General features: G+C 63.4%; 11 protein-coding genes. 4 read left to right on the top strand and 7 right to left on the bottom strand.

Features of this window, described 5'->3' with window-relative positions:
* Positions 1–5: 5 nt before the first annotated feature.
* The 6 genes from phcB to RP6297_RS12190 form a co-directional block, all read right to left on the bottom strand.
* Positions 6–1418, bottom strand: coding sequence for a class I SAM-dependent methyltransferase PhcB (gene phcB, locus RP6297_RS12215; protein WP_009241497.1), 1413 nt, complete (start codon positions 1416–1418; stop codon positions 6–8).
* A gap of 655 nt (positions 1419–2073) precedes the next feature.
* Entirely contained in the window at positions 2074–3111 is a 1038-nt protein-coding gene (locus RP6297_RS12210) for a response regulator (RefSeq protein ID WP_009241496.1), read from the bottom strand.
* A 162-nt stretch (positions 3112–3273) separates the two neighbouring features.
* Complete coding sequence (locus RP6297_RS12205) at positions 3274–4734, bottom strand: NAD(P)(+) transhydrogenase (Re/Si-specific) subunit beta (RefSeq protein ID WP_009241495.1); 1461 nt, start codon at positions 4732–4734, stop codon at positions 3274–3276.
* The gene (locus RP6297_RS12200) at positions 4731–5060 is read right to left on the bottom strand and encodes an NAD(P) transhydrogenase subunit alpha (protein WP_009241494.1); all 330 of its coding nucleotides are present in this window, start codon (positions 5058–5060) and stop codon (positions 4731–4733) included. Before RP6297_RS12200 ends, RP6297_RS12205 begins: the two co-directional genes overlap by 4 nt.
* A 68-nt stretch (positions 5061–5128) precedes the next feature.
* Positions 5129–5491 (bottom strand): aspartate 1-decarboxylase, encoded by a 363-nt coding sequence (gene panD, locus RP6297_RS12195; RefSeq protein WP_009241493.1) that lies wholly within the window; start codon positions 5489–5491, stop codon positions 5129–5131.
* Between the two features lie 82 nt (positions 5492–5573).
* Positions 5574–6713 (bottom strand): Re/Si-specific NAD(P)(+) transhydrogenase subunit alpha, encoded by a 1140-nt coding sequence (locus tag RP6297_RS12190; RefSeq protein WP_009241492.1) that lies wholly within the window; start codon positions 6711–6713, stop codon positions 5574–5576.
* Positions 6714–7000: 287 nt separating this feature from the next.
* Between RP6297_RS12190 and RP6297_RS12185 the strand changes: the two genes are divergently transcribed.
* From RP6297_RS12185 to RP6297_RS12175, 3 genes are all read left to right on the top strand, one after another.
* Positions 7001–7495 (top strand): NUDIX hydrolase, encoded by a 495-nt coding sequence (locus RP6297_RS12185; RefSeq protein WP_009241491.1) that lies wholly within the window; start codon positions 7001–7003, stop codon positions 7493–7495.
* A complete protein-coding gene (gene mnmA / locus RP6297_RS12180) occupies positions 7492–8604 on the top strand; it encodes a tRNA 2-thiouridine(34) synthase MnmA (RefSeq protein ID WP_009241490.1) in 1113 nt (370 codons plus the stop codon). Before RP6297_RS12185 ends, mnmA begins: the two co-directional genes overlap by 4 nt.
* Before the next feature lie 89 nt (positions 8605–8693).
* A complete protein-coding gene (locus tag RP6297_RS12175; RefSeq protein ID WP_009241489.1) occupies positions 8694–10292 on the top strand; it encodes an FMN-binding glutamate synthase family protein in 1599 nt (532 codons plus the stop codon).
* Positions 10293–10312: 20 nt separating this feature from the next.
* On the opposite strand, the gene RP6297_RS12170 is transcribed toward RP6297_RS12175, so the two are convergent.
* Positions 10313–10921: a glutathione S-transferase gene (locus tag RP6297_RS12170; RefSeq protein WP_009277383.1), complete on the bottom strand. Its 609-nt coding sequence runs from the start codon at positions 10919–10921 to the stop codon at positions 10313–10315.
* Between the two features lie 239 nt (positions 10922–11160).
* On the opposite strand from RP6297_RS12170, the gene purB reads away from it, so the two are divergent.
* Positions 11161–12534: an adenylosuccinate lyase gene (gene purB / locus RP6297_RS12165; RefSeq protein WP_009241487.1), complete on the top strand. Its 1374-nt coding sequence runs from the start codon at positions 11161–11163 to the stop codon at positions 12532–12534.
* The last annotated feature ends 147 nt before the right edge of the window (positions 12535–12681 follow it).

Below are 12681 nucleotides of genomic sequence, written 5' to 3'. Positions count from 1 at the left end.
GCGGATTATGCGGCGGATTTGGCAAGCCCGGCCACGCTGGCCTGGGCGAATACGTTGACGCCGGTCACGTCGGTATAGACACGCGCGTCGTGCGAGCCTTCGGGCAGCAGCTCGGCCATCAGCGGTTCATCGCGATAGACGAGGTACCACTCCAGCACGTGCTCCATGACGAACCGCATCGGGTTGTTGCTGTGCACGTTGGTCGCAAGAATGGCGCCGCCCTGGCGGGTGCGCGAAGCAAAGTAGGCGAGCAGGCGCTGGCAGACCTTGTTCGACAGATAGTCGAACAGGCCGGCGCAATACACCGCATCGCAATCGCCGGCTTGCGGGCTGTCGGCCGTGATGCGCCGCTTAAGCAGCTGGTGCACCGATTCATGCACGAAATCGACGGTGACGGTCTTGCGCGCGCGGTCCATCGCGCGGCGCATCTGCTCGCGGGTGTAGTCGAGCGTCTCCTCGCTGAAGTCCACCAGCTCGAACGCCAGCAACGACGGCTCGGGATGCTGCTGAATGAAGCGCTGAATCTCCACCGCCGGCCCGCAGCCCACGTTCAGCACCTTGAACGTTCGGCCTGCCGCCTTGGCTTGCGCAGCGAGGTCGCTCAGATACTGCACAAGAATGTCGATGCGATTACGGTGCGCCTCAGCCACGTCGGTGCGCAAAAAAGCGGCGTTGACGATCTGGAAGTAGGTGTTCGGACCTTCACGCGGGTCGGAGAGGATCTGGTTGACCATTTCATAATCGCCCGCATAACCAAGAGGCTTTGTGTACGTGCGATAGATGAACGGCGCGCGCAACAGCAGCGGATGCAGCGCCGCTTGCGCGAACGTGCGGTGTGCAGGAGCGAGCTCGGCCTCGACCTTGCCCGCTTCCGACTCTAGCCCGTCCATGTAGCCCTTGAGCTTGAGCATGATCGGCTCGGCCAGCTCCTGGAAGACATCCATGCGCAGCTTGTTGTCTTCGCGCGGCAAGGTCTTCGACAGATCCACCTGTTCCACCCAGCGAGACACCTCGGCCAGGAACGCGCGCATCTCGTTGACGACGATCTGATAGTCACGGTGGATGCGGAAGCGCTCCTGCCATTCCTGCACGAACGTTCGCGCTTCTTCGCCCACCGAGGCCGGCGTGTCGGCCACTTCCGACAGCTCGCGCCATTCGTCGATCAGGGTGAGCGAGACGACGGCGGTCAGGCCCGTGTTCACCAGGCTGATCACTACCGCCTTGCCGAGATAGGCTTGCCGCGTCCCCATCTTGATCGCGAGTTCGGACAGCACCTCGCTCACCTGCACGATCGAGTAGGGGTTGTAGATCTCCATCACCAGGGCACGCCGCTGCAGCGTGATGATGGTGCCGCGGACCTGCTGACCCTGTGAGTTGCGGAAGCTGACCGCGGGATCGATTTGGTTGGGTGAGTACACGGTGCGAATTTGCCGGAGACTTCAGGGAAAACGTCTGCCAAGCGGGACGCTCACTCCAACAACCGCGCACCCGGGGTCGCACCGCGAATCCGGGCACCGCGCACACGACGCGCCCCGCCGACACTGCCGGGCATGCCGCCGCATCAGTCGTGAAAGCGTGCTTGAAGCCGTCCGCTGGCTGTGCGCAATATGCGCCAGCCCGGGCGTCTCTCGCCCAAACCCGCTCCGAGAAGATCGGGGAAGACGATCGACTGCAGCCGGTGCCTTCGGTACTACGACGGCGGCACCTTTACTGCTCGTCGATCAACAGCGGGGCAACGGGAATCGTGCAACCGTGTACCGTGACCAGATTGGAACGATGCACTTCCCTGACATCCGCAACGCGCGCTGGTTGAACGCGCTGCCCGCTGCTGCATCCCAAATCGTCTCTCAAGGAGAATCCCGCACAGTAATGAACTCGGGGGGCCGTACCGCATGTTGCATGCCGGCACCCGTGTTCGCCATGATGCCGCAGCTATGCCGCGCATGCATCAAGGCGATTCAACCGCGCCATGCTCTGACGTCATGGCTGCCGAATGACCCAATCGATTGTACTTGTCCAATGTGACCCACACAATGCGGAAACCCGCAGTGCAGAGCAAAGCAAAACACCACCTCAGCGTGATTTGCGGCCGGTGAGCGTATCCGGGTCCTGCTTATAGTTGGTAAGGAACTGGGTGTAGCTGTAGACCTGCGCCGGCAGCAGATGGCTGGGCATGTCGAACAGCGCGTAGTAGTACGGCTCGCGCCCTTGGCACACCTCTGCAGGCAGGCAATATTGTTCCCATTCGACGCAGGCCGGGGTGTACATGCCGTCGCCGGGCCAGAAGAACGGGACGATCTGCTTGTCGTGCAGTCCCTTGAGCAGCGCGTCGGGCGCGTTGTAGGCCTCGGCGTTTTCAAGGTGCGTGAGCATGCTCGCGTTGGTCTCGATGACCATGAGTGTCGCCCGCCCATCGGCCGTGAGCAGCAGCACGCCGGCGGGGTGCGGATACAGGTAGTACTCGATGAAGCGGTACCGCGTGGACAGTTCCCGCACGAGCCGTGTGATCGCCGCGTCTGAGAGGAAGCTGAACGAGTGGCGCGACAGCAGATCGCGCAGTGTGCTCGACAGGTTGCTGAAGTAGCGAACCTGCAATGCCTCGATTTCCGCGCTGAGCCGCTCGGCCATCGCCGGATTGTCTTTCTTGATGTAGCGGTCGATCAGGCCGTCGTTGAAACCCTGCACGGCGATGTTCTCGTCGGCCATGCCGGTGAGCAGGATCGTCATGCATGGCAAATCTTTGAGCTTCGCGCAAAACTCCAGCCCGTTCATGCGCGGCATGGAGTAATCCACGACGATGACGGAAGGCTGCAGGAAGCGGTTGACCTCGTGGATCTGGCGGTAGACGCGGTCGACGTCGAGCTGGATCGTGCGGCGCTCGGTCGAGAACGTCAGATCGTCGTGGGTGACGCGTACCGGCAGAAAACCCGGCATGCGCAGCGAATGCCACTGGCGCAGCCACGCCAGCGCCTCTTCCGGGTCGTTGAAGGCCAGCAGCGCACGCGATGGGTCCATCTGGAACCCAAGGCTTTCCACGAACGATTGGCTGTCGTCGACCACCACCGTCAGGGTGGGGTGGAAATAGACCGGCAGGGCGCTGTCCTGTTGCATACGTCGGGAGAAGTCGGAAGAGGGCTGGGTGCAGCGCACGGTCGGTGTGGCCGGCGCTGCCCGTTTCCACTACGTTACTGTCTGCCGCCGCCGGGAGCAAGCGGAACCCACCTGACCTGACGGACCGTTGACGGCCGTCAGTAGGGCCGCCAGTGCGCCGCTTTACTCGACGGATTTCACCATGTCCTCAACGACTTTCTTGGCGTCGCCGAACACCATCATCGTCTTGTCCATGTAGAACAGCTCGTTGTCCAGCCCGGCGTAGCCGGCGTTCATCGAGCGCTTGTTCACGATGATGGTCTTCGCCTTGTAGGCTTCCAAAATTGGCATCCCGGCAATGGGCGACTTCGGATCGTTCTTGGCCGCCGGGTTGACCACGTCATTGGCGCCCAGCACCAGCACCACGTCGGCCTGACCGAACTCACCGTTGATATCTTCCATCTCGAAGACCTGGTCGTACGGCACTTCGGCCTCGGCCAGCAGCACGTTCATGTGGCCCGGCATGCGGCCTGCGACCGGGTGGATCGCGTATTTGACCGTCACGCCCTTGTCGGACAGCTTTTCGGTCAGTTCCTTCAGGGCGTGCTGCGCGCGCGCCACCGCCAGGCCGTAGCCGGGGACGATGATGACCGTCTCGGCGTTGCCCATGAGGAAGGCTGCATCATCCGGCGAGCCCGATTTGACCGGGCGCTGCTGTCCGCTGCCACCTGCTGCGGCCCCGGCGGATGCTTCAGAACCGAAGCCGCCCAGGATCACGTTGAAGAACGACCGGTTCATCGCCTTGCACATGATGTAAGACAGAATTGCACCGGATGAACCCACCAGCGAACCGGCGATGATCAGCATCGGGTTGTTGAGCGAAAAGCCGATACCGGCCGCTGCCCAGCCCGAATACGAGTTCAGCATCGACACCACCACCGGCATGTCGGCGCCACCGATGGGGATGATGATCAGCACGCCCAGCACAAAGGCGATGGCCGTCATGATGATGAACGGCAGCCAGCTCTGGCTCAGGAAGAACAGGATGCCGAAGCCGAGCATGGCCACCGCCAGCAGCAGGTTCAGCATGTGCTGGCCCGCAAACTGCACCGGCGCGCCCTGGAACAGGCGGAACTTGTATTTGCCCGACAGCTTGCCGAAGGCGATGACCGAGCCCGAGAACGTGATGGCGCCCACGAACGTGCCGATGAACAGCTCCACGCGGTTGCCCAGTGGCAGCACGTTGTCGCCGGCCACGGTGATGCCGAACGCTGACGGTTCTGCCACCGCCGCGACCGCAATACACACCGCGGCCAGACCGATCAGCGAGTGCATGGCGGCCACCAGCTCGGGCATCTTGGTCATCTCGACCGTGCGCGCCACGTAGGCGCCGATGCCCCCGCCCACCACCAGGCCCGCGAAGATCAGGATGAAACCCGTGGAGGTACCGCTCTCGGTGCCGGCAAACATCTCGGCCTTGAGCTTGTAGATGAGCGCAATGGTCGTGACGGCGGCGATGGCCATGCCGGTCATGCCGAATGCGTTGCCGCGCCGCGCCGTGGTCGGGTGAGAAAGCCCCTTGAGCGCCTGGATGAAGCAGACCGACGCCAGCAGATACAGGAGGGTAACGAGGTTCATGCTCATTGCTTGGCTCCCTCGTTGTGACCGCCCTTGGCCTTCGGCTCTTTCTTCTTGAACATCTCCAGCATGCGCTGGGTGACCAGGAAGCCGCCAAACACGTTCACTGCCGCCAACGCCACCGCCACCACGCCCATCGTGCGGCCCAGGCCCGTTTGCGTGAGGCCCGCCGCCAGCATGGCGCCGACGATGATGATGGCCGAGATGGCATTCGTCACGGCCATCAGCGGCGTATGCAGCGCCGGCGTGACCGTCCAGACCACGTGGTAGCCGACGTAGATCGCCAGCACGAAGATGATCAGATTGATCACCGTGTGATTGACCAGCTCCATTTGCTCCTCCTCGCTTCTTGGTCGATGTGCAAAGCGGCCAGGTCGCGCAGACCCGGCCGCCCGGCGCGTCAGGTTTCCTTGATGGCCTTGATCTTGTTGCCCTCGCCCAGCAGCACGACCTTGGGCTTGTAGCTGGCGACTTCTTCTTCGTTCATCGGCGCGTAAGTGCAGATGATCAGCAGATCACCCACGTGCGCGCGGCGCGCTGCGGCACCGTTGAGCGAGATTTCGCCCGAGCCGCGCTTGCCCTTGATGATGTAGGTGGAGAAACGCTCGCCATTGTTGACGTTGTACAGCTCGATCTTTTCGTATTCGCGCATGTCGGCGGCGTCGAGGAGGTCCTCGTCAATACCGCATGAACCTTCGTAGTCCAGATCAGCCTGGGTGACCGTCGCGCGGTGCAGCTTGGCGCGAAGCATGTTGCGTTGCATGAAGCTTTCCTTGAAACAGAAATGAAATCGCCACTGGCGGCCACGCCGGGTTGTGACGCCCGGCAGGCCGCCGTCTCCGTTCTTATTTGGCGGCGCTCGTGGCTGCGGGAGCGCGCACCACCTGGCCGGCCTGGCTGAGCAGGCAGGCGGCCACGATGTCGTCTTCGCGGTTGATGTTCAGGCCGCCATCCTTGTCGATGATCAGCTTGAGGAAATCGAGCGCGTTGCGGGCGTAGAGGGCAGAGGCGTCGGCTGCCACCATCGACGCGAGGTTGGTGTAACCCACCAGCGTGACGCCGTGCTTGACGACCACGCGGTCGGCTTCGGTCAGCGGGCAGTTGCCGCCCTGCGCAGCCGCCAGATCGACGACGACAGAGCCCGGCTTCATCGCCTGCACGGTCGCTTCCGATAGCAGCGTCGGCGCGCGACGGCCCGGGATCAGCGCCGTCGTGATGACGATGTCGGCCTGACTTGCGCGCGCGTGCACGAGTTCAGCCTGTCGGCGCATCCAGTCGGGCGGCATCGGCCGCGCGTAGCCGCCCACGCCCTGGGCAATCTCGCGCTCTTCGTCCGTCAGGAACGGTACGTCGAGGAATTTCGCGCCCAGCGATTCGATCTGCTCTTTCACGGCCGGGCGCACGTCGGATGCCTCAATGACGGCACCGAGGCGCTTGGCCGTGGCGATGGCCTGCAGCCCGGCCACACCCGCGCCCAGGATCAGCACGCGCGCGGCTTTTACGGTGCCGGCGGCCGTCATCAGCATCGGCATGAAGCGCTGGTAATGGTTGGCCGCCACCATCACGGCTTTGTAGCCTGCGATGTTGGCCTGGGAAGAGAGCACATCCATGCTTTGCGCACGCGTCGTGCGCGGCGCGGCCTCAAGCGCGAACGCGGTGACGTTGGCGGCGGCGAGGCGCGCCGTGTTTTCGTCATCGAACGGGTTGAGCATGCCGACCAGCACCGCGCCCGGCTGCATCTGCGCCAGTTCGGCCGCTTCCGGTGAGCGGACCTTGAGCACGATCTGCGCGCCAAGCGCTTCGGCGGCGGTGCCGATCCTGGCACCAGCGGCCACATAGGCTTCGTCAGGTTGGGCGGCAGCGACGCCAGCACCCGATTGCACCGTCACCTGATGGCCAAGCGCCACGTACTTTTTCACCGTTTCCGGGGTCGCGGCAACGCGCGTCTCGTCCGCCCGCGTCTCCTGCGGGATGCCGATGTGCATCGTGTTCTCTCCTCGCTGATTATGTTTAGGATGCGCGCGAAGTGAACGAAGGCGCGCTGGATCAGGATCGACGTGCAGCTTACCCGAACTTTTTGGCGCACGGACGCTCGTCGAATGCCATGTCGAATATCTAAACCGACATGGAATGCGGAGCGATCCTGCGCAAACGTGTGCTCAATTGCTCACAAATGCGAATGGACGTGCCATGCCCGTGTTCAACGCCCCGGGGCAAGCGGGGAGGGCGGCCTGCAGCTACAATAACGCCTTGTTTTTGTTGCCTTTTTGCCATGAACCAAGCTGTCCGCTGGAAACCCAGCGTAACCGTTGCCGCCGTCATTGAACAAGATGGGCGCTTTCTGCTGGTTGAGGAGCACACCGACGTCGGCTTGCGCCTGAACCAGCCTGCCGGCCATCTCGACCCGGACGAAAGCCTGGTCGATGCCGTCGCACGCGAGGCGCTGGAAGAAACCGCGTACAGCTTTGTGCCGACCGCCTTCCTGGGCTGCTACATGGCGCAGTTCCAACCGCCGCAAGGGGATCCGGTCACCTACGTCCGGATGGCATTTACCGGCGAGCTTGGCCCCCAAGATCCGCGCCGCACGCTGGACGATGGCATCGTTCGCACTGTCTGGATGACCCCGGATGAAATCCGCGCCAGCCGCGAGCGCCATCGCAGCCCGTTGTTGCTCGCGTGCGTTGAAGACTACCTGGCCGGCAAGCGCTACCCGCTCGACGTCCTCCATACGCACGCCAGCGTGTACGGGCTGGGAGCGCAGCTATGAGCAAGAAGCGCATCGTCGTTGGGATGTCCGGCGGGGTGGATTCGTCTGTCACGGCGTGGCTACTCAAGCAGCAGGGCTATGACGTCGTCGGCTTGTTCATGAAGAACTGGGAAGACGATGACGACAGCGAATACTGCTCGACCCGGCAGGACTGGATCGACGTGGTATCGGTGGCCGACCTGATCGGCGTCGACGTCGAAGCCGTCAACTTTGCCGCCGAGTACAAAGACCGCGTGTTTGCGGACTTCCTGCGCGAATACTCCGCCGGCCGCACGCCCAATCCCGACGTGCTCTGCAACGCCGAGATCAAGTTCAAGGCCTTCCTTGACCACGCGATGGCGCTTGGCGCCGACACGATTGCGACCGGACATTACGCGCGCGTGCGCGAGGTCGATGGCCGTTTCGAGCTGCTGACGGCGTTCGATCACACGAAAGACCAAAGCTACTTCCTGCACCGCCTGAACCAGGCGCAGCTCTCGCGCACGCTCTTCCCGCTTGGCGAGATGCCGAAGACGAAGGTGCGGGAAATCGCCGCCGAGATCGGTCTGCCCAACGCCAAGAAGAAGGATTCCACGGGGATCTGTTTTATCGGCGAGCGGCCGTTCCGCGATTTCCTGAATCGCTACCTGCCGACCAAGCCCGGCCCGATCAAGACGCCCGACGGCAAGACCATCGGCGAACACATCGGCCTGGCGTTCTACACGCTGGGGCAGCGCAAGGGCATCGGCATCGGCGGCAGTCGCGACGGCAACGGCGATGCCTGGTACGTGGCGCGCAAGGACATGGCGGCCAACACGTTGTACGTCGTGCAGGGGCACGACCACCCGTGGCTGCTGGCGCATACGGTACACGCCGATGATTTGAGTTGGGTGGCTGGCCAAGCTCCGGTCGAGGGCACCAACCTTGGGGCCAAGACGCGTTATCGCCAGGCGGATGCGCCTTGCACGGTCGCACGCGCGGGCGATGGCGCGCTCACGCTGGCCTTCCCTGAGGCGCAGTGGGCTGTCACGCCAGGCCAGTCCGCCGTGCTGTACGACGGCGAGGTCTGCCTGGGCGGCGGCATTATTTCGGCAGCTGAGCCGGCTGTCGTCGAAAAGGCGATCGCCTAAGCGGTTTTCGCAACACTGCGTTGTGGTGGCTGCGGCTGTTGCGGCACTCGTTTAAGCTTGCGCGCTGATTCGTCTCCACAGGGTTGGTCATGCTGCCACGTCGTTACTGGGCCTTTGCGGGCGTTGTGCTGCTGTTTGCCGTCACCGCCGGGTTTGCGATAGCGGGGCGTCTGCATTGGGTGTGCGCGGTCATCCCGGGCCTGTTCGTCATCCTGGGCGTGCACGACGTCACGCAGACGCGCCATTCGGTGCTGCGCAACTACCCGCTCTGGGGCCATTTCCGCTTCCTGTTCGAGTTCATTCGCCCGGAAATCCGCCAGTACTTCGTTGAAGACGACACGGACGAAAAGCCGTTCTCGCGCGCCCAGCGCAGCATCGTTTACCAGCGCGCCAAGGGCGAAGTCGATAGCCGTCCGTTCGGCACCGAAGTTGATGTGAAGGTGGCCGGGCACGAGTGGATTGGCCATTCGTTGGCGCCTACGCGCATTGCCTCGTCGGACTTTCGCGTGATGGTGGGCGAAGGGCGCGCCAAGCCGTATTCGATGTCGGTGTTCAATATCTCGGCGATGAGCTTCGGCGCACTGTCGGGCAATGCAATTCGCGCGCTCAATCGCGGTGCGAAGCTTGGCAACTTCATCCATGACACGGGCGAGGGTTCGATCTCGCCGTACCACCGCGCAGAGGGCGGCGACCTGATCTGGGAAGTGGCGTCGGGCTACTTTGGCTGCCGTGACGCCAACGGCCGCTTCGATCCGGACCGCTTTGCCGAACAGGCGCGCAGCCCCCAGGTGAAGATGATCGAGGTAAAGCTGTCGCAGGGCGCCAAGCCGGGGCACGGCGGCGTATTGCCCGCCGCCAAGGTCACGCCCGAGATTGCCGCCACGCGCGGCATTCAGATCGGCAAGGACTGCATCTCGCCGGCGGCACATTCGGAGTTCAGCACGCCGCTGGGTTTGCTGCAGTTCGTCGATCGTCTGCGTACGCTGTCGGGCGGCAAGCCGACCGGCTTCAAGCTGTGCATCGGGCATCCGTGGGAGTTCTTCGGCATCGTCAAGGCAATGCTGGACTCGGGCATCCTGCCAGACTTCATCGTTGTCGACGGCGCGGAGGGCGGCACGGGCGCGGCGCCGCTGGAATTTACCGACCACGTCGGCACGCCGCTGCAGGAAGGGCTGCTGCTGGTGCACAACACGCTCGTGGGCACCAACCTGCGCGACAGGATCAAGATTGGCGCGTCAGGCAAGATCGTCACGGCGTTTGACGTCGCCCGCACGCTGGCAATGGGGGCCGACTGGTGCAACGCTGCGCGCGGCTTCATGTTTGCGCTGGGCTGCATCCAGGCACAGAAGTGCCACACCGACCGTTGCCCGACCGGCGTGGCGACACAGGATCCGTCTCGGCAGAAAGCGCTGGTGGTGCCCGACAAAGCGGAACGTGTGCATCAATATCACGCGCACACGCTGCATGCGCTGCTGGAACTGACGCAGGCGGCGGGCTTGCAGCATCCGGCGGAATTCCGCGCGCACCACATCGTGCGGCGCGTGTCTGGCAACGAGGTGCAGTTGTTGTCCACGCTGCTCAAATACCTGGAACCCGGCGATCTGCTGGCCGGGCGGTACCGCTATCAACTCTATGAACGCTACTGGCCGATGGCCCAGGCCGAACGGTTTGATCCGGTGGCTGTGTAACCTTGGACCATTGCCATCGATTACTGCGGCTGGGTTTCCATGAAACTCGGCCGTTTTTCCATGCGTGCGTAGAACGTGGCAAGGTTCGCGTGACGCTCGCGCCAGTCGATCTGCGGCTGGCGGAAATCCAGGTAGGCAAGTGCGCAACCGACGGCGATATCGGCCAGCGTCAGGTGGTTGCCGTTGCACCAGGTCTTGTCGGCCAGGCCTTGTGACATGGCCTGCAGGGCCTGATCGATCTTGTGGCTCTGGCGCGCGAGCCACGTTTCACTGCGTTGTTCCGGCGTACGCTGCGTGTGTTCGATGCGCAGCATGAGCGCAGCGTCGAGCAGGCCGTCGGCCAGCGCCTCCCAGCAGCGCACCTCCACGCGTTCACGGCTCGATGGCGGAATGAGGCGCGCCACCGGCGATAGCGTATCCGCGTATTCGGCAATTACGCGCGAGTCGAACAGGGCGCCGCCGTCGTCCATCACCAGGCAGGGGACCTTGCCGAGCGGGTTGAACTGGTGGATCTGCGTAGCTGCGCTCCACACGTCTTCCAGCACGAACTGGTAGTCGATTTTCTTTTCAGCCAGGACCACGCGCACCTTGCGGGTGTACGGGCTGGCGTGCGATCCGATCAGTTTCATAGGCATGTCATGTTGGAGGCGGAAGTATAGCCGTGCACTTCCCCGAGTGCGCTGGGCGGCGCCTGAACCCAACTCAACCAAACGGAGGCTTGCTTTAGGCCGGATTGGCCGTGAAAGGCAGGTGCCGGGTGGTAAAATCGCGGGCTCGCTTGGGTGCGCGTATGCACCTTGGTTCAACGCGCAATGCCGCGTCCGGGTTGTCCGGATTGAGATTCCCTTCACATTTTTCCCCGCCTGCCATGTCGTCGCTTTCCGCCCTGACCGCTCTGTCTCCCATCGATGGCCGCTACGCTGCCAAGGCCGATCCGCTGCGCGAGTGGCTGTCGGAAGCCGCTTTCATGCGCAACCGCGTGAAGGTGGAGGTGCACTGGCTGATCGCCTTGTCGCAGGCCGGGCTGGCCGAGGTCCCGCGTTTCTCGGCTGCTGCCGAGGGCGCACTGCTGGCGCTGGTCGAGAACTTTGCCGAGGCAGACGCCGCTCGTATCAAAGAAATCGAAGCCGTCACCAACCACGACGTGAAGGCCGTTGAGTACTGGATGAAGGAGCGCGTGCGCGGCAACGCCGAGCTGGAAGCCGCCAGCGAATTCATCCACTTCGCCTGCACGTCGGAAGACATCAACAACACGTCGCACGGCATGATGCTCAAGGGCGCCCGCGACACGGTGATCGTGCCGACGCTGCGCCGCGTTCAGGCTCGCCTGGTGGAGCTGGCGCATGCCAACGCCGACGTGCCGATGCTGTCCCGCACGCACGGCCAGCCGGCCAGTCCGACCACGCTGGGCAAGGAAATGGCCAACGTGGCCGCCCGACTGGACCGCGCCATCCGCCGCATCGAAGCAGTCGAACTGCTGGGCAAGATGAACGGCGCGGTGGGTAACTACAACGCGCACCTGTCGGCGTATCCGTCGCTGGACTGGGAGGCCTTCTCGAAGAACGTGATCGAGACGCGCCTGGGCCTGACGTTCAACCCGTACACCATCCAGATCGAACCGCACGACTACATGGCCGAGCTGTTTGACGCCGTGGCGCGCGCCAACACGATCATCCTGGATCTGGACCGCGACGTCTGGGGCTACATCTCGCAAGGCTACTTCAAGCAGAAGACCAAGGCAGGCGAGATTGGCTCGTCCACCATGCCGCACAAGGTCAACCCGATCGACTTTGAAAATTCCGAAGGCAACGTCGGCCTGGCCAACGCGGTGCTGCGCCACCTGTCGGAAAAGCTGCCCGTGTCGCGCTGGCAGCGCGACCTGACGGATTCGACGGTGCTGCGCAATATCGGCGTGGCGTTCGGCTACAGCCTGCTCGCCTACGACGCCTGCCTGCGCGGCCTCGGCAAGCTGGAAACGAACCCCGCACGCCTGGCGGAAGACCTGGATGCCTGCTGGGAAGTCCTGGCCGAGCCGGTGCAGACCGTGATGCGTCGGTACGGCATCGCCAACCCGTACGAGCAGCTCAAGGAACTGACGCGCGGCAAGGGCATTTCGCGCGAAGCGTTGCGTGAATTCATTGGCACGCTGGCGATTCCCGAAGACGCCCGCAAGCTGCTGTTGGACATGACGCCGGCCAGCTACATCGGCAAGGCTGAGGAGCTGGCCCGCCGTATCGCCTGATTGTTGCAAAAATTTGGTGGTGCCTTCTGAAGAACGGCCCGCTCTCGAATCCGAGGGCGGGCCGTTTTGTTTGGTGCGCTCCGCAGAACGCTCAACCGCGCCGTTGGCAGAAAGCTGCCGGATCAATCAAAAAATTTGAATCGGTTC

The sequence above is a fragment of the Ralstonia pickettii genome (genome assembly GCF_016466415.2).
In the GTDB taxonomy this organism is placed as follows: domain Bacteria; phylum Pseudomonadota; class Gammaproteobacteria; order Burkholderiales; family Burkholderiaceae; genus Ralstonia; species Ralstonia pickettii.
The sequence above is the reverse complement of the archived record's forward strand: the minus strand, read 5'-3'. Positions and strand labels throughout refer to the sequence as shown.

What these genes read in the sequence shown, in the direction of transcription:
- RP6297_RS12210 (WP_009241496.1), bottom strand. Translation starts at nt 3,111, where the DNA reads ATGCAACAGGACAGCGCCCTGCCGGTCTATTTCCACCCCACCCTGACG.
- RP6297_RS12205 (WP_009241495.1), bottom strand. Translation starts at nt 4,734, where the DNA reads ATGAGCATGAACCTCGTTACCCTCCTGTATCTGCTGGCGTCGGTCTGC.
- RP6297_RS12200 (WP_009241494.1), bottom strand. Translation starts at nt 5,060, where the DNA reads ATGGAGCTGGTCAATCACACGGTGATCAATCTGATCATCTTCGTGCTG.
- panD (WP_009241493.1), bottom strand. Translation starts at nt 5,491, where the DNA reads ATGCAACGCAACATGCTTCGCGCCAAGCTGCACCGCGCGACGGTCACC.
- RP6297_RS12190 (WP_009241492.1), bottom strand. Translation starts at nt 6,713, where the DNA reads ATGCACATCGGCATCCCGCAGGAGACGCGGGCGGACGAGACGCGCGTT.
- RP6297_RS12185 (WP_009241491.1), top strand. Translation starts at nt 7,001, where the DNA reads ATGAACCAAGCTGTCCGCTGGAAACCCAGCGTAACCGTTGCCGCCGTC.
- mnmA (WP_009241490.1), top strand. Translation starts at nt 7,492, where the DNA reads ATGAGCAAGAAGCGCATCGTCGTTGGGATGTCCGGCGGGGTGGATTCG.
- RP6297_RS12175 (WP_009241489.1), top strand. Translation starts at nt 8,694, where the DNA reads ATGCTGCCACGTCGTTACTGGGCCTTTGCGGGCGTTGTGCTGCTGTTT.
- RP6297_RS12170 (WP_009277383.1), bottom strand. Translation starts at nt 10,921, where the DNA reads ATGAAACTGATCGGATCGCACGCCAGCCCGTACACCCGCAAGGTGCGC.
- purB (WP_009241487.1), top strand. Translation starts at nt 11,161, where the DNA reads ATGTCGTCGCTTTCCGCCCTGACCGCTCTGTCTCCCATCGATGGCCGC.